Annotated in this window: 17 protein-coding genes; all 17 read left to right on the top strand. The window is 49.2% G+C overall.

Going from position 1 to position 17,474, the window contains the following annotated elements:
* Window positions 1-167: 167 nt before the first annotated feature.
* Window positions 168-1,004: a beta-keto acid cleavage family enzyme gene (locus Q7F15_RS17620; protein WP_171565229.1), complete on the top strand. Its 837-nt coding sequence runs from the start codon at window positions 168-170 to the stop codon at window positions 1,002-1,004.
* Between the two features lie 112 nt (window positions 1,005-1,116).
* Window positions 1,117-2,139 (top strand): ketopantoate reductase family protein, encoded by a 1,023-nt coding sequence (locus tag Q7F15_RS17615; RefSeq protein ID WP_171565228.1) that lies wholly within the window; start codon window positions 1,117-1,119, stop codon window positions 2,137-2,139.
* A 58-nt stretch (window positions 2,140-2,197) separates the two neighbouring features.
* Window positions 2,198-3,520, top strand: coding sequence for a gluconate:H+ symporter (locus tag Q7F15_RS17610; protein ID WP_304414743.1), 1,323 nt, complete (start codon window positions 2,198-2,200; stop codon window positions 3,518-3,520).
* A 63-nt stretch (window positions 3,521-3,583) separates the two neighbouring features.
* On the top strand, window positions 3,584-4,309 hold the full coding sequence (gene fabG / locus Q7F15_RS17605) for a 3-oxoacyl-ACP reductase FabG (RefSeq protein ID WP_230077737.1): 726 nt from the start codon (window positions 3,584-3,586) through the stop codon (window positions 4,307-4,309).
* Window positions 4,310-4,641: 332 nt separating this feature from the next.
* The gene (locus Q7F15_RS17600; protein ID WP_171565225.1) at window positions 4,642-5,769 is read left to right on the top strand and encodes a hypothetical protein; all 1,128 of its coding nucleotides are present in this window, start codon (window positions 4,642-4,644) and stop codon (window positions 5,767-5,769) included.
* A 103-nt stretch (window positions 5,770-5,872) separates the two neighbouring features.
* A complete protein-coding gene (locus tag Q7F15_RS17595) occupies window positions 5,873-7,033 on the top strand; it encodes a DUF2971 domain-containing protein (RefSeq protein WP_171565224.1) in 1,161 nt (386 codons plus the stop codon).
* 439 nt (window positions 7,034-7,472) lie between these two features.
* Complete coding sequence (locus Q7F15_RS17590) at window positions 7,473-8,066, top strand: YdeI/OmpD-associated family protein (protein ID WP_230077738.1); 594 nt, start codon at window positions 7,473-7,475, stop codon at window positions 8,064-8,066.
* Between the two features lie 198 nt (window positions 8,067-8,264).
* Entirely contained in the window at window positions 8,265-8,981 is a 717-nt protein-coding gene (locus Q7F15_RS17585) for a CPBP family intramembrane glutamic endopeptidase (RefSeq protein ID WP_304414742.1), read from the top strand.
* A gap of 182 nt (window positions 8,982-9,163) precedes the next feature.
* Complete coding sequence (locus Q7F15_RS17580) at window positions 9,164-9,538, top strand: iron chaperone (RefSeq protein WP_171565221.1); 375 nt, start codon at window positions 9,164-9,166, stop codon at window positions 9,536-9,538.
* 86 nt (window positions 9,539-9,624) lie between these two features.
* The gene (locus tag Q7F15_RS17575) at window positions 9,625-10,257 is read left to right on the top strand and encodes a restriction endonuclease (protein ID WP_171565220.1); all 633 of its coding nucleotides are present in this window, start codon (window positions 9,625-9,627) and stop codon (window positions 10,255-10,257) included.
* A 280-nt stretch (window positions 10,258-10,537) separates the two neighbouring features.
* On the top strand, window positions 10,538-11,731 hold the full coding sequence (locus Q7F15_RS17570) for a helix-turn-helix domain-containing protein (RefSeq protein ID WP_171565219.1): 1,194 nt from the start codon (window positions 10,538-10,540) through the stop codon (window positions 11,729-11,731).
* Window positions 11,732-11,861: 130 nt separating this feature from the next.
* Window positions 11,862-13,028, top strand: a complete 1,167-nt coding sequence (locus Q7F15_RS17565) for an ABC transporter substrate-binding protein (protein WP_171565218.1) — start codon at window positions 11,862-11,864, stop codon at window positions 13,026-13,028.
* A 111-nt stretch (window positions 13,029-13,139) separates the two neighbouring features.
* Window positions 13,140-14,021, top strand: a complete 882-nt coding sequence (locus Q7F15_RS17560) for a branched-chain amino acid ABC transporter permease (RefSeq protein ID WP_304414741.1) — start codon at window positions 13,140-13,142, stop codon at window positions 14,019-14,021.
* Window positions 14,022-14,030: 9 nt separating this feature from the next.
* On the top strand, window positions 14,031-14,978 hold the full coding sequence (locus Q7F15_RS17555; protein ID WP_171565216.1) for a branched-chain amino acid ABC transporter permease: 948 nt from the start codon (window positions 14,031-14,033) through the stop codon (window positions 14,976-14,978).
* A 1-nt stretch (window position 14,979) separates the two neighbouring features.
* Window positions 14,980-15,756: an ABC transporter ATP-binding protein gene (locus Q7F15_RS17550; RefSeq protein WP_371808876.1), complete on the top strand. Its 777-nt coding sequence runs from the start codon at window positions 14,980-14,982 to the stop codon at window positions 15,754-15,756.
* Window positions 15,743-16,447, top strand: coding sequence for an ABC transporter ATP-binding protein (locus Q7F15_RS17545; RefSeq protein WP_171565214.1), 705 nt, complete (start codon window positions 15,743-15,745; stop codon window positions 16,445-16,447). Before Q7F15_RS17550 ends, Q7F15_RS17545 begins: the two co-directional genes overlap by 14 nt.
* Before the next feature lie 33 nt (window positions 16,448-16,480).
* Entirely contained in the window at window positions 16,481-17,455 is a 975-nt protein-coding gene (locus Q7F15_RS17540; RefSeq protein ID WP_304414740.1) for an agmatinase family protein, read from the top strand.
* The last annotated feature ends 19 nt before the right edge of the window (window positions 17,456-17,474 follow it).

Genomic DNA, 17,474 nt, shown 5'->3' with positions numbered 1-17,474 from the left:
AAAACAGTGAAAAAGAGAAGTAAACATCCATGTTTTCACTTTGTTCACAAACATGTGAGACTGAAAATCACAGGGGTTTCACGTCTTTTTTTACGCTTTCTATCGAAACGTTTCGATGAGGCTTTTTGGCGAGCAAGCATTCAAAAACGATGCGAGGAGGAATTGCGATGGAAAAATTGATTATCACCGTTGCTCCCACAGGTTCTCAGACGACTCGTGAGCATACGCCCTATCTGCCGCTTACTCCGAAAGAAATCGCCGATTCCGTTTATGAGGCTTGGCAAGCGGGCGCATCAATCGCACATATTCATGTGAAAGATGAAAACGGAAACAATACCTTGGATTTGGATACGTACAGGGAAGTCGTCGCTCGCATTCAGGACAAGTGCGATATCATTATCAACTTAACGACGGCTGGCGGTTTGTTTATGAACGATGAAGACAGGCTGAAGGTTTGTGAATTGGAACCGGAGATGGCGACCTTTGATGCCGGTACGATGAATTTTGGCTCGCATGTCTTTTATAACACTCCACAGTTTCTGGAGCGGTTGGCGTTAAAAATGAAAGAACATCAGATCAAGCCGGAAATTGAAATATTTGAAGTCGGCATGCTGGAGAATACGTTGAGGATGGCGGAAAAAGGTCTGATTGATTTGCCCGCACATTTTCAATTTGTCCTGGGCATACAGGGAGGAATGCGGGCTACCCCGAGAAATCTGATGTTTTTGGTTGAAAGCCTTCCCCCTGGTTCCACGTGGTCAGCAATCGGGGCCAGCAAAGATCAACTGACGATCAATACCATGAGCATTCTGTTGGGGGGACATGTCCGCGTGGGCATGGAGGACAGTGTTTATTTTCGGAAGGGTGAACTGGCAAAGACGAATGCGCAATTTGTGGAACGAATCGTCCAGTTATCAAACATGCTGGGGAGAGACGTTGCAACGCCCAATGAAGCGAGAGAGATTTTGGGCTTGAAGCAATCGAAACGTGCAGCAAAACACTAACAGCGAGCACGTTATGAGAACGATCTTACACGAAAAAATGTAAGCGATTTCACATCGGACCAGACTTCACACCAGACCAATGAAGAGAATCAGCGAGTGAGGAGGAGAACAGATGAGAATGGCAATTATGGGTGCGGGTTCGTTGGGGACGATCATCGGAGCGCTGATTACGAAAGGGGGGCGAGAGATAGAGTTAATCGATATTAACAAGGAGCATGTGGACGCACTCAACAATTCAGGAGCAAGAATTACCGGCTTTTTGGATCTGTGTGTACCCGTAAAAGCGATTGTGCCGAGCGAAATGACAGGTACGTATGATTTGGTTTTTCTGCTGACCAAGCAGGTTTATAACAAGACGACGCTGGCACAACTGCTCCCCCATCTGTCTGAGGACAGCATCGTGTGTACGCTGCAAAATGGTGTGCCTGAAGATTATGTCTCGTCCGTGATCGGGCGCGAAAGAACGATTGGAGGCGTGGTCGGGTTCGGGGCGACATGGTTGGGACCTGGGATTTCAGAGCTGGCGACGGAAGTACATACGATGCAAAACTATGCGTTTGACATTGGAGAACTGGACGGATCGATAACGCCTCGCATCCAGGAAGTAAAGAAGGTGCTGGATCTCGTTGGGCATTGTCATATTTCAGCCAACATTCAGGGAATCAAATGGGCAAAACTCTTGATGAATGCCACATTTAGCGGAATGTCGGCGGCATTGGGCTGCCGTTTCGGTGACATTTTGAGGAATGAGGCAGCGATGTTTCATTTGGCCCATATCGCCGATGAAACGATCAAGGTGGCACATGCGCACGGAATCCGCCTGGAGCCGATGCAGGGAAAAGACATGGAGTTTCTTGAGCTGCGGGATCACGATGACGTCCCTAATAAAATGAGCTTTTACCGGGAAGTATGGGGACCGCACAGCAATACAAAAGCCAGCATGCTGCAAGATTTGGAGAAACAGAGACCGACAGAAATTGATTACATCAACGGCTTCGTCAGCAAAAAAGGAAGGGAGGCAGGGCTTAAAACGCCGTACAACGATTTGGTCGTTCAGTTGGTGAAAGAAGCGGAGAAAAAGGGCAGACCTCCGAAATTCGAAGACAATATTGTCTATTTTGGTTCGCGTCTATAGGAAAGCGGGAAAAGCCCCTGATGTTGAAATCCTCGAAAATGGAAAGGAGTGTACGGGTATGCCGCTTGTCGCATTGTTTTTAGGGATTGTCCTGTTGTTTCTGCTCGTTATCGTATGCAAGTTCAATGCGTTTTTATCGCTCATGTTGTCCGCAATCTTCGTCGGACTTTTCCTGGGAATGGAGCCGTTAGCGATCGTAAAATCCATTGAAGCGGGACTTGGCGGTACGCTGGGGCATCTGGCGATTATTATTGGATTGGGAGCGGTTTTTGGAAAAATCATCTCGGAAGGCGGCGGAGCGAACCGAATTGCTTCTACCTTGATTGAGATTTTCGGGGAAAAACGGGTGGATTGGGCGATTTGTATCGCATCATTTGTGTTGGGGGTAATCTTGTTTTATGAAGTCAGTTACATTTTGCTGATTCCCATCGTGTATACAATCGCCAATGAAGCAAAAGTGAAGTTGATGAAGGTGGGCATACCCTTTCTGGCTGCAATCTCCATTACCCACGTCTTCTTGCCGCCGCATCCGGGACCAACCGCAATCTCCGCTGCGTTAGGGGCGAATTTGGGTGTTGTGTTGGGATACGGATTTTTGCTGGCCATTCCCGCTACGGTGATTTTTGGTCCGTTGATTGCCAAGCTGTATCGGAATTGGGAGATCAACATCCCCAATCATTTGGTCACCAAGAAAGAATTTAACATGGCTGAGGTCCCATCCTTTGCAACGTCAGTATTCACGACGTTGTTACCCGTTATCTTGATCTTGATCGGGGTGATTGCAGAGTTCGCATTTCCGAAAGAGTCGATCATCAATCAAACCCTGACCTTTATCGGGAATGCGGATATCGCCCTGCTTGTTTCCCTGCTTGTCGCCGTATACGTGTTTGGGCTGCGTAAAAAGAGAAAGACGATGGTTGAAATCATGAAAATTGCCGAAGGTGCACTGATCTCCATGGGAGGAATCATTTTTATCCTCGGTGGCGGCGGTGCCTTCAAGCAAGTAATCCTTGACAGCGGCATGGCACAATACATTGCCGATGTCACGAACGGATGGGATATTTCTCCCTTTATCCTGGCATGGTTGATTGCGCTGATCATTCGGTTGGCTGTAGGATCGGCAACCGTAACGGTGTTAACGACAGCAGGAATTATGCTGCCCATCGTCCAAGAAACAGGTGTGAGCCCTGAATTGATGGTACTTGCCATCGGAAGTGCTTCCATTGCCTGGGCTCCGCCGAGCGATGTCTCGTTCTGGATGACAAAGGAGTATTTTAATTTGACGATTGGACAAACCATCAAATCTGTATGTTTCATGTACACCCTTGTCGCGATTTACGGCATACTCGGCGTTTTGGCATTGGACATGATGTTCGGATAATTTTGACAAATTGATTGCAACTCATAAGGAATGGATTCAAAAATGTGATGAGGAGTGTCGTGCATGAAACTGGCAGGGAAAGTTGTCATCATTACGGGAGGAGCAGGAGGAATAGGCAAAGAAGCGAGTGTAATATTTGCAAACGAAGGGGCACATGTTGTTGTCGTTGACCGTGATCCGCAGCAGGTGGATAAAGTGGCAAACGAGGTGAATGGCCTCGGACTGGCCGTTGACGTATCCAACCGCGAGCAAGTGGATTGGATGGTCAGTGAAGTAATCAACCGCTATGGAAAGATTGATGTCTTGATCAATAATGCCGGAATCACCATGGACGCTACGCTCGTAAAGATGACGCAGGAACAGTGGGACCGCGTGATTTCCATTAACCAGACCGGTGTCTTTCACTGCACGCAAGCGGTGGTACCCCATATGATCAGGGAAGGCGCCGGCAGAATCATCAATACCAGCAGCATTGTGGGGAGGATGGGGAATTTCGGACAAACGAATTATGCCGCATCGAAAGCAGCGGTGATCGCCATGACCCAAACGTGGGCAAAAGAGCTTGGCAGGAAGGGAATTCTCGTGAACGCTGTGGCTCCCGGCTTTATCGTGACCCCGATGACAGACAAAATGCCGGAATCTGTACTTCAAGGCATGAAGGAGAAAATCGCTCTCCGACGGCTGGGACAACCAAGGGATGTCGCGAATGTGTATGTATTCCTGGCCAGTGATGAGGCCAGCTATATCAATGGCGCTGTCATACCTGTCGATGGCGGTCTGTCAATTTAGATGAAAAGCTATGAGGGGATTGAACTTTGCCTCGGGCGAAGCTCAATCCTTTTCGTGTTTGGCTGGTTTTGCCCCCGAGGCGACAAATATCATTCAAAAATACATCAAATAGTGGAGAGAATATATGAGATATGTATATATATGGTATTATTGGAGTGATAAATTTGCAGGAAAATCAAACCAATAGGTCGAAATATTGCAGATACTTAATTATAATAATATTTATTTTCCTTCTAGAGAATTAGGAATTAAAGCGACCCCAATACCGAAAAACGAAAAGATTAGACAGTAATCTTATGATTCCTTATCGAGTATTAGAGGTGTCTTACACGATGAAAAAAGATGTTCATATGCTTCATTTAGGATTTTCAAAAACTGAAATTGAGAGATATAAGTCAAATAAGGTTGCGTATAACATGCTGATTAATTCTTTTGTAAAAAAAAGTAAATTAGAAGCGAAAAGAACTCATTGTATTTGTTGTGGAAAAGAGTGCTCCAGTTTTTGTAATTCGCATTCTATCCCTAAGTTTTGTTTAAAAAATATTTCATTAAACGGATATTTGTATTATTCAGGGAATCTCATTGATATACCATTGTTTGAGAGAGAAAAAGGACTTAATGAAGCTGGAACTTTTAAATTAATTTGCAGAGAGTGTGACAGCCAAATATTTTGTGATTACGAAAATCCCAATAATTACTCAAATAATCCAACTGATAAAATGTTATCGCAGATTGCAATGAAAAATTACTTAAAAAACATTGCCAAAAGAGAGTTGGAAATTGTATTGTACAAGAATTTGGAGAAAGAAATAGATTCTGAATTAAGCATTCTCCAATTTATTAATCGTTTGGATTTAAATGAGTATATTAAAGAGTTTAGTTATGCCAAAAAAGCTAGCCAATCAAAGTGGAATGATTACTATTTCATTAACTATTTTGAAATTTTGGATTACGTTGTGCCATTAGCGTTTCAAAGTAGCATTGCATTGGTTGCAGATTTTGAAGGCAACGTAATAAACAACATATATAATGCTTCACCAGATTATAAGTTGAGTGATCTCCATTTATGTGTGTTTCCTTTGAAAGATAAAAGTATAATTATTTGTTTCACTAAAAATGGAGACAAAAGATATCGTAATTTTTTTAAACAGTTCAGGAAACTATCGAAAGACGAAAAATTAAAAGCCATTAATTATATTATCTTTAGCTATTCTGAAGATGTCTTTTTATATAAGGGGCTTGATTATGATATCTTGCAAAATAAAGCCCTAAAAAATGTAGCTAAAAAAACAACAATAGCAGTTGCAGATAACCCCTTTGCGAATTCATTAGCAAAAGCTATAGAAAACTTTAGTTTTAATGAAATGCAAAAGATACCTAATTTGTTAGATGAGAAGTACAAGATTGTTTACAAGAACAATGAAGGTAATGAATGTCTAAACAAACTACAAAGATCTTGATATTGATAAAATTCAGAGAGAATTGACGTAATTTAAACAAAAAACATTTTTGAGGAATACTTACCAATATATGATCAATCTCGTAAGTCGAGGAGGGGAAGAGTTGCTGTATTATCGCTTTAGACCTTATAGCGAACTTGCCATTAAGGAATTCATGTACGATGAGATATACTTCTCATCAGCTATAGAGTGTAATGATCCATTTGATGGAAAGGTCTTCCTATCATTTGAAGCGGATAAGGAAAAATGGAGACGTCTACTAGAGTGTGCATGGAAAGGATTTGACGCTGCAAACAAATTAGCATGGGAAGAACAACTCTCGGAGTACTTGGCCAGTATATCACCAATAACCTACGGTACTGCCCTTGGACTTAATTACAATGAAATTTTAAGATCGCTTTCTTTTCCACCAAAACCACTAGTTGCAATGTTTCTCGATGCACAGATTAAACGTTTTCTAAACTTGTACAAGCCAAGGAATAAGTACTTTGTCTCGTTATCGCGTAGTTGCAATAATATTCTTATGTGGTCACATTATGCCTCAATGCATCGAGGACACTGTCTAATTTTTAAAGCCGTTGATGGTTGTCTCTATCAGTGTCCGCGAAGAAAGAAAAATGCTATTAGAAGGAATACTCCAGCAGGCATTGGTCAATCAATGAGTTTCTCGCTTCCCGATCGATTTCCATTTCAGGAGGTAATATATAGCCCAGATACAACCCACAACAATGCCTTTTACTATTTTCCCTCATATGTTGTTGGAAGGGAACTTGAAGAGCAAGAGAAATTAGAGCTAGATAAAAAGCAGTCTGAGCAGTATCTGTTGAAACATAATTGTTGGAGCTATGAACAAGAGTCTCGACTAATTCTCGACTCTCCCGATTCATGGCTTTTTGGAGAGAATGTTGAGCTAACCCAACAGGAAAGATTATTCTACTATTTGCCCAATCAACTAGTGGGGGTCATACTTGGGGCTCGTATGGATGCGCAACAGAAGATGCGGTTTCGAGAGTTAATTCAAGCTCGAATGGAGCGTATTGCTCACGATCCAGGTGATAACACTCCGGTTTTTTACTTTACTCTTTTCGAAGCCACTCTTCATGACAATTCAAGGGAGGTTGTCATTGAGCCAAAAGAAATTTTTACTCTTACAGAAACAATAAAACAATATGAAAGTAATTTCGAAAAGTACTTGCATGAGTGGCGAGAGGGATGGGCACTAGTATTTAATAAGTCTAGTGGATACCGAGAGCAATTCTTATGAAATATTGATACTATCATTGTTCAACGTGTAGAATTAGCCTCAAAAATACATCAGTTTGATATATATAATTGATTGTTGACAATATTATGTAAGAGTATCAAAGATAAAATAGTTTAAGAGTTCAATGATTAAATTATTGATAGCACATTATGTATAAGCCGTCTTAATTAACAACTCAATACATGTTGTATTTATGCCTTATTTATTATCGAGCCCACATGAGAGTGTGGCGTTGCTGACACTTAAGCAAAACCCTTATGTCTCAAGGGTTTTCTTTTTTATCTGTTGATCACGGGAAAGAGGTACAGAAATTGATCACAAGTGAGTTGCCAGGTGCTCGAAAATTATCACATTTCCGGGGACAAATAACTTGTTAGACTGACGGAAAGGATGAAACTAACGGACAATAGTGATCAAACATGGAAAAGGGGTGTACTTCATGACCAGCAGCAGCATGAATCCGAAAGTCGATGAATTTATCAGGAACGCGACGAAATGGAAGGCAGAATTTGAGGCGCTGCGCAATATCGTTCTAGACTGCGGCCTGACCGAAGATTTTAAGTGGATGCATCCTTGTTACACGTATGAGAACAAAAACGTAGTTCTCATACATGGATTTAAAGAATACTGTGCGCTGCTGTTTCACAAAGGAGCATTGCTGCAGGATACTCACGGCATTCTCATCCGACAAACGGAACATGTACAGGCGGCGCGCCAGATTCGCTTCACCAATGTGCAAGAAATCATCGAGATGGAACCCATCTTGAAAGCCTATATTCATGAAGCGATTGAAGTGGAAAAAGCCGGCTTGAAAGTGGATGGCAGCAAGAAGGCAGAACTCACCATTCCTGAGGAACTGCAAAAGAAATTTGCTGAAATGCCTGCCTTGAAAACTGCCTTTGAAGCATTGACGCCGGGACGGCAAAGAGCATACATTCTTTATTTTTCCAAACCCAAACAATCCAAAACGCGTGAGTCAAGGATTGAAAAATACGTGCCGCATATTCTCAACGGTAAGGGATTGCATGATTAAGCCTTTGAACGAACGGGAGCGTATGTAACGCAGTCTCTCATTCGCGAATTGCTTTATACAGGTAATATATGACAAAATGGGCGTATGCGACATCTATGGCGGCTGCAACTCAACAGAGGATATGGCAAGGTATCAAATCTTGTTGCGGGGGCATCGAGCAGGAACGCCGCGCGATGGGATTATTGGGAGAGGGTAACGATGAAAAAAGTGATCGCTGTTTTCATTTTAGGGTTGGTGGCCGGTGGGGTGATCGGCGCCCATCAAGTCATGTCGTTAACGCCTGAAATGGAAAGAGAAATTGTCGCCAAACTGGGGTCAAAAAACGTCATGATCATCGTGGCGATGCTGCAAACAGCAGTATTGGCGGGGATTGCCACGATCGCAGGCTTGTGGGCTTCGCCAAAAGTAGGTTTGAACAAACCGTTTGTTTATAACAGCAAAAGCCTTGCCGCGGCAGCCGCCATCGGACTTTTGTCTGCCTGCTTGATCGCCATTCCGGAAAAGCTGGTCTTTGCCGAAGCGTTGGGACTGGATGAGAAGTTTGAATTTTCCTGGCTTTATTTTTTGGGCAGCGTATTGTTCGGAGGCATCATTGAAGAAATACTGCTGCGGTTCGGACTAATGACGCTCATTGTATGGCTTGTCAGCAAAATGACGAGATCTGCAATCAGCAGCGGAATGTACGTGGCGGGAATTGTCATCGCCGCGCTTCTGTTTGCTGTCGGGCATCTTCCCGCAAATGCACAAATGCTGGGGGTAAGCATGGTAACTGTCACTCGTACGATGCTGCTCAACGTTTTGCCGGGGATTGGGTTCGGCTATTTATATTGGAAGCATGGATTGGCATATGCGATGCTCGGACATGTCACTACGCACGTCATCAATCAAGTGATCCTGCTCCCTCTCTTGTTCTAGGTACCGCGATGTGTATGCCGATCACTAAAAAGGCGGCGTACAGCAGGCGAATGTCATCGCTGCCAGTTGGTCGACGTTTATGACGTATTTCTGCTGAACATAACATGTGAGACTGACGGCAATCATAACGCCAACAGGCAAGTTGGAGTACGTTGCACGACATGATGATGGGAGGCAGACGCATGGAGGTTTTTGCAGCGTATTTGGCAGGCATTGATAACCCTGACCACCGTGAACGGACAAAGGAAGTGTTGGCGTGGGTTGCGAATACATTCCCCAATTTGGAACCGCATATCAAGTGGAATACGCCCATGTTTACCGATCACGGCACATTTATCATCGCCTTTTCCACAGCGAAGCAGCATTTAAGCGTTTCACCGGAAGAAGCGGGCATTGCGCGGTTTGCCGATGAGATTGCACAGGCCGGCTACAGTGCTACCAAGGGATTGTTTCGAATCCCGTGGAATAAGCCGGTCCATTACGATCTGCTTGCGAAAATCATTGAATTTAACATTCGGGATAAAGCAGACTGTTCAACGTTTTGGCGGAAATCGTAAAAATGTGATAGTACGTAACGGAATAAGGTCATTCAAGGAATTGATTGTCGAAAAGACGAGCAATTAGCAGGAGTTTTGGAGGAAGCATGTTTTATTCCATCTTAGCCATCTTTGTAATTGTTCTCATGATGATCTTTATTGCCGGTGCCAAACTATTTGGTTCAAAGAAGTTTTCTATTCCTGTGCAGAAGGATTTTGACCCGTTAAACATCGATATAAAAGATATTGACAAGATGACAGATGGTCATGAATTCGAACTGTATCTCTACCGCCTTTTTGTTGCGTTGGGGTATACGGGAGTCTATAAGACGGTAGGAAGCGGAGATTTTGGCGCTGACCTTGTTTTCACGGATCGTTCCGGAGTCCGAAACGTGATTCAGGCTAAGCGCCAAGATATCAATAATCCAGTTGGAATCGCTGCTGTCCAACAGGTCTATTCCTCAATGAGATATTACAAAGCAAAAAAGTCTATTGTGATTGCGTCAACCAGTTTCACAACTTCATGTGAAACGTTAGCGGGCATCAATCACGTAAAATTGTTAGATCGTCAGGATTTAATCGCAATTATCAATGCGTTCAAGCAAGGCGATTTGGAGAAAGCCAAGGACATCATAGAAGCGGAACCAAGAATTATTTTGGAATCGTGGTCCGATTATAAGAATGCGAATCTTGAAGTGAAAAAAGATATCAAGGCTGAAAAGCTGATAAGAAACTTATAAAGCCTCATTCTGGAATTCCTGAACAAGTATAAAAGAAAGCGCGAAAAATAACGCGACTGCAAACAAACCAACCCCCGTGTGACAGAATGTCGTACGGGGGTTGGTGACGGTGGAGACAAGCTTTCCGGCTGGCGATTGGCAGGATTTTTCAATGCTTCCCGATCCTCAAACATGCCGGAAATACTGTACCATAGGGCTAAGACCTTGATTGCGGCTGCAGGCACGGTTCACCGGTCCACGCCCGAGCCACAATCGCAGTCTAAAGCGAGGAGTGAGCGCAATGAAACAGGACCCTGTACAGGCGACGTTTTCTCACCTGCTGTTGTCGGGGACGCTGGTGCACGAAGGCAGTTTTGAAGAGATGCAGGAATCGTTCGGCATCCGGGTGCACCCGCAGGTGGTGATGGTGGTCTCGATCGACCGCTATACCGATCTGGTGATCGGCAAGCCGTTTCATTGGAGCATGGAGATCGGCCAGCAGGTGGTGGAAGGCGTATGCGAGGCGATCAGCGAACCGTTTGTCTGGGTGTGGGTGGCCGAGGGCGTTCTCGCAGTCCTGGTGGAACTGGCGCTGCACTCTCCTAAGGAGTCGGGATTCCGGCAGGTCACCGGCCGGATAGCCCGACAGATTCAAGAACGGTGCAAGAAGCGCGGAGTAAACGTATCGATCGGGATCGGCAGCTATTACGACAACCCCTACCAGCTTCACTTTTCCTACGAAGAAGCGAAAGAGGCCATGGTGGACCGGTTTTTTCAGGGCAACGCCCTCATTTTCCACTACGAAAAGAAGCAGGGACGGGAAGCCGGCTGGGACTCGCCGCTCACGCCGGCAGAGCGGGCGGAACTGGTCGCACGCCTTCGGATCGGCGATGAAGAGGGAACGGTCGCTTCTCTGCGGGCGCTGCTGGACAAAATGGCGCAGACGTACCGCCATGACGTGAACATGTTCAAATCGGAAGCGGTGGAATTGGTGATTACGATGTCCCGTCAGGTGCTGGATTCGGGGGCCAATGCCGCCCTCATCCTGTCGGAAAACGCCAGATTTATTCAGGATTTGTACGTGACCATCCGGTATGACAAGTTCGTGCAAAAAGTATGCGAATACGCCCGTCGCTTGACAGCGTACATGGAGCAAAACGACCTGAGCGATGTTTCGCCGATCATTCGTCAGGCCGTCCGCTACCTGAAAGAAAACCTGCGCCGGAAGCTCACGCTGGAAGAAGTAGCACAATATTGCTGCGTCAGTGTGTATCACCTGAGCCGCCTGTTCAAGCGGGAGACAGGCATGAGCCCAATCGACTTTCTCAACAGGCTGCGGGTGGAAAAAGCCAAGTACTACCTGAGTTCGACCGACTGCACCATCCAGGAGATCGCGGCTGTTGTCGGCTTTCAGGACGCCAACTACTTTACCCGGACGTTTAAAAAGTACGCGAACTGTTCCCCCACTGCCTACCGTCGAGCAAAATTGTGCTAACAGTTGACAATATCGCCTAGTGGAGAGGCCCAATCAATGCAGTAGAATACGAGATAACGACATCGCGTAAGACTCAGATAATTCGCAGTAGGGCGAGTTGTCGGAAAACAATAGAGGGGGTCGCGTGAGTTTGAGAAAAGCTTCGTTGTTGCTGACGGGATTGGTAAGTTTGGCTCTGATTGTAAGCGCTTGCGGAGGGAACAGTTCTGGCAGTGGCGGCACAGGAGGTTCTGGCGGCGGTGGCGACACGATTAAAATCGGCTGGTTCGGCCCGCTGACCGGCCCCACAGCGACCGACGGGACGCACAGCCGTGATGCCGCGTTGCTTGCTGTGGAGCAGGTCAATGCGGCAGGCGGGATTGACGGGAAAAAGGTGGAACTGATTGCTGAAGACGATCAGGGCAAGCCGGAAGAGGCGCTCAAAGCTGTGCAAAAGTTGATCAACAGCAACAAGGTGGTGGCAATCGTCGGAGGAGCGTACAGCGGCCCCTCGAAGACGGTAGCGCCCAAGGTACAGGAAGCGAAAGTACCCATGACAGTTGCGTACGCAGTTCACCCGGAGATTACCAACGGCGGGGATTACGTAAACCGGATCATCTACACCGGCCCGATCCAGGGGAAAGCTATGGCTGATTACGCCGTCAACGATCTGGGCAAGAAAAAGTTCGCTGTGCTGTATGTGGACATCGACTACGGCCAGTCCATCTTCGGCGCATTCAAGGAAGAGGCGAAGAAACTGGGGGCGGACATCGTCATTGACCGTCCGTTCAAGATGGGGGACAAGGACTTCAGCTCTCTTTTGACTGCGGTCAAGGCAGCCAACCCGGATGCCTTGTATATCGTCGGGTACTATAATGAGGCGGCCGCGATTGTAAAGCAGGCCAGGGAAGCGGGGATCACCGCCCAACTGCTCGGGGTGGACGGGTTTGATTCGCCCAAGTATCTGGAGCTCGGAAAAGAAAATACGGAAGATTCGGTCTTCACGACGTCGTTCTACACCACCGACCAGCGCGAGGTCGTGCAGAAGTTTGTGAAAGCGTGGAAGGAGAAGTATCAGGGAGAACCGGACATGCTTTCCTCGCAAAGCTACGACGCCGCCATGGTGATTCTTGAGGCGCTCAAGAAAGCGGGCCCGGACCGCGAGAAACTGGCACAAGCGATCAACGAGACGAAGGACTTTGAGGGCACGTCGGGCAAGATCTCCTTCGGCCCTGATCACGAGGTGATCAAGCCGGTCATCTTCATGACGGTGAAGGATGGCACGTTCCAGTTTGTCACATCCAAGGTGTACCACTAACTGATCGTTTTGTCTGAGTTTAGGTTTGGTGTGATATGCAGGTGAGGATCGCCCGGTGGTCCTCCTTTTTTTCTCACAACGTTGACTCTCGCCAGGAAAGGAGTGAGACGGGTGCTGGCACAGCAAATTTTGAACGGAGTGGCGCTCGGCTTTATCTACATTTTGGTGTCCGTCGGGCTGACCATGGTGTACGGGGTATTGAAACTGCTCCACTTTGCTCACGGGGTCATTTACATGGTCGGCGCGTTTGCAGCGATGATTGCCATCACGTATCTGCACCTGCCGTTTATCCTTGCCATCCTGTTTGCCATGGCGGTGGCTGCCCTGGCCGGAGTGGCGGTCGAGCGCTTTGCCTACCGGCCACTTAGGGGAGCCCATCCCATCGCCACCTTGATTAGCGGCGTAGGTGTTGCCATTTTCCTCGAAAACCTGTTCCAGGTGATCTTCACCTCCGATACCCGGGCGTTTCCCGAGACGGGTGTCGAGGTGTCCGTCATCCCGTTAACGGAATCGGTCACGTTTACCAACGTGAAGTTGTTCATCATTCTGGCCGGATTGATCGGCCTGGGACTATTGTACGCGTTCCTGAAGTGTACCCGAATGGGGATCGCCATCCAGGCAGCCGCTCAGGACATGCGAGCGGCGTCGCTGATGGGCGTCAACGTCAACCGCGTGGTGTCGGTAACGTTTATGATCGGATCGGCACTGGCGGCGGTCGCTGGCGTGCTGGTCGCATGGAATTTTAACTCGCTCTTTCCCACAATGGGGGCAATCCCCGGGCTGAAGGCATTCTGCGTGGTCGTCCTCGGCGGATTGGGGTCCATCCCGGGAACCATCGCCGGCGGCCTGATTTTGGGTATTGTGGAATCGCTTAGCGACGGTTTCATGACCAAAATGGTCGTCGACAAGGATGCGATCGCCTTTGTGATCCTGATTCTGATCTTGCTGTTGAGGCCGTCCGGATTGTTCGGCAAGCACGTGGAGAAAGTGTAGGTGGTGGCGATGGACGATCTCTTCAATCCCTATTACGTTGACATCGTTGTCTTTTGGATGATCTACCTGCTGCTCGGGTTGGGCCTGAATCTGATCACGGGCTACGCAGGACAGGTGTCGCTGGGGCACGCCGCGTTCTACGGCATCGGTGCCTACACCTCCGCCATCCTGTCTGTGAAGTACGGGTGGAATGCCTGGCTTTCCATGGCAGCCGCCGTGGTCGTCACCTTCCTTATCAGCGCGCTGTTTGGGCTTCCCAGCCTGCGGGTACGGGAAGACTTTCTGGCGATCACCACGCTCGGGCTCGGGCTGATCGCTCAGTCCTTCTTCAAGAACGCGGAGATCACCGGCGGGGCCTACGGAATTGACGCGATCCCGGCGCCTTCCCTGTTCGGGACAGCGCTGAAAAACACAGGGTACCTGCTGCTGGTGACGGTTGTGCTGATTGCCGCCGTGGTCATCATGAAAAAGATGACCGGGTCGCGCATTGGCCGGGCCTGGATGACCATTCGTGAGGACGAGACGGTAGCTCAGTCAATGGGCATCAACACGACGTATTACAAGGTGCTGGTGTTTGCCATTGGCGGGGCCTACGCGGGAGCGGCCGGGGCGCTGTTTGCTCACAAGGTGTCGTTTATCAGTGGCGAATCATTCGGCTTCACCGTTTCGGCCACGGTACTGAGCATGGTGGTGCTGGGAGGGCTTGGCAGCATCTTCGGTACCTTCTTTGGGGTAACGCTCCTGTACATGCTGCCTGAGATGTTTCGGCTCTTTGAGTTCGAACTCGTCGATCCGAAGTACCTCGACACCTACAAAATGATGCTGTACGGCATTCTCATGGTGCTGATCATGCGGTACCGGCCGAAAGGGTTATTTGGCAAAACCGGCGCAAAACTTGTGAATATTCGCCGGTCAGCGGTCAAACCCTTGGACAAAGGCGGTGATCGGGTTGCTTGATATGCAGGGGATCATCAAGCGGTTCGGCGGATTGACGGCGGTGGACAATGTCAGCCTCAAGGTCCGCCAGGGAGAAATCGTCGGGCTCATCGGTCCCAACGGCGCAGGGAAAACGACGTTTTTCAATATTTTGACGGGCATTTACAAGCCGGATGAAGGAACGATCGCATTCGAAGGACGGGAGATTCAAGGGCTGCGTCCCTATCGCATCGCCCGGTGCGGGATCGCTCGAACTTTTCAAAATATCCGGCTGTTGAAGGAAGAGACAGTGCTGGACAACGTGAAGGTGGGGATGTTCCACAAAACCGGCGCCGGGCTATGGGCGTCGATCCTGGGTCTTCGTTCCGCCCGGGACGAAGAGCGGATGGTGACGGAAGAAAGCCTGCGCATGCTGGAGATAGTCGGACTGGCGGGCTGCGAGCACGAGCAGGCGGGAAACCTGTCTTACGGCAACCAGCGGCGGGTGGAAATCGCCCGTGCGCTCGTCTCCCGGCCCAAGCTGCTTCTGCTCGATGAACCGACCGCCGGCATGAACGCCGAGGAAGTGCAGGAGATGATGGGGCTCATCCGCCTTATCCGCGAGCAGGGCACGACTGTCATCCTCATCGAGCACAACGTCTCCATGGTTGTCGGGTTGTGCGACCGCATCGCCGTGCTGGACCACGGGGTGAAGATCGCCGACGATGTGCCGGAGGCGGTGGTCTCCCATCCGGCCGTAATCGAAGCGTACATCGGCAAGGAAGAGGGAGAGGAGGTGGACAGCGGTGCTGCACATTGACATGCTGAATGTCTGGTATGGGAGCATTCACGCCGTGCGCGACCTGTCGCTCTCCGTCGAGGAAGGCGAGGTGGTGACGCTGATCGGCTCCAACGGGGCGGGCAAGACCACGACGCTTAACGCGATCTGCGGGGTGCTCCCGGCCAAGGGCTCGATCCGTTATGGCGGGAACGAATTAAACGGAGTTCCCACCCACCGCATCGTGCAGGAAGGAATCGTGATGGTGCCAGAAGGACGGCGGGTCTTTCCCAGGCTGACCGTCGCCGATAACCTCATGATGGGGGCGTATTCGCGCCGGGCTTCCAAAGCAGAACTGGAGCGGGAGATGGAGAGCGTGTTCGAATTGTTTCCCCGGCTGGCCGAGCGAAAAGACCAGCTCGCCGGCACGATGAGCGGGGGCGAACAGCAGATGCTGGCGATCGGTCGGGCACTGATGGCCAAACCGCGTCTGCTCATCCTGGATGAGCCGTCTATGGGACTGGCGCCGATCGTAGTGAAAGACATCTTTCAGACGATCCGGCAGATTAAACGGCAAGGCATGACGATCCTCCTGGTCGAGCAAAATGCGACGATGGCTCTCTCTGTTGCTGATCGCGGCTACGTCCTGGAGCACGGGGAGATCCGTTTCCACGGAACGGCTGAGGAGCTAAAGGAGCAGGGCATCGTGAAAAAAGCGTATCTCGGTGGCTAGTGCTGGATCGTGGTGAGACAAGGAGGGGTTTTATTGAAAAAGAGGATTGCTTTGATGAATCCTCCGGAACTGGTGCGCCAGTCCAACTGGCGGGACCGCTATGAGACCAAAGTGGCCCAGTGGCTGACACCGTGGGACGGAGAGGAGCCGATTGACGTCGGGTTTATCGGCGTGCCGCTCTCCAAGACGTCGATCAGCGTGTCGGCGGCCTCCATGACGCCCAATGCGCTGCGGGAGCTGTTTCCCACTGTGACGACGTACAGCATCGATTACGACATCGACCTGACGGCGCTGCGGGCACGCGACCTGGGGGACGTCCAGATGCATCCTACGGATTTGTACCGATGCCACGCCAACATCGAGCAGGCGCTGACCAATGTCTACGAAGCGCTGCCCGACCTGCTCCCGATCATCGCGGGAGGAGACCACTCCATCACCTGCCCGTCGGTCAAGGCGTTTAAGCGGCGGTTTGCCGGAAAGGTGGGCATCGTGCAAATTGACGCGCATATGGATGTACGGAATCTGGAAGACGGCGGACCGACCAACGGCACTCCGATCCGCGGCCTACTGGAGTCGGGGACGGTGGAAGGGAAGCACATCGCCCAGGTGGGGATTCACAGCTTTGCCAACTCCAAGGCGTACAGGGAATACGCGGTTTCACAGGGCATTACCCAGTTTACCGCCCGGCAGGTGGCCCGGGAAGGGATCGAGCCGCTGATTTACAAGGCGATGGAGATTGCCGGCAGCGGCACGGACGCCATCTACGTGACAGTGGACATGGACGTGCTGGATCAGGCGTTTGGACCGGGTGTCCCGGCCATGGTGCCGGCTGGCATGACGTCGTGGCAGCTGCTCGACGCTGTGTACCTGCTTGGCCAAAACCCGAAAGTTAAAGGATTTGACGTGGTCTGCATTGATCCCCTGCAGGACCCGCGCCGGGCGACGGTTCGTACGGCGCTGCACGTAATCCTTACGTTCATGGCAGGCGTCATGACGAGAAAACAATGAGGAAAAGGAGAGAGGACCC

This window comes from Brevibacillus aydinogluensis, from assembly GCF_961514395.1.
Classification (GTDB): domain Bacteria; phylum Bacillota; class Bacilli; order Brevibacillales; family Brevibacillaceae; genus Brevibacillus; species Brevibacillus aydinogluensis.
Note: the sequence above shows the minus strand (reverse complement) of the source record. Positions and strands in the feature narration are given on the sequence as shown.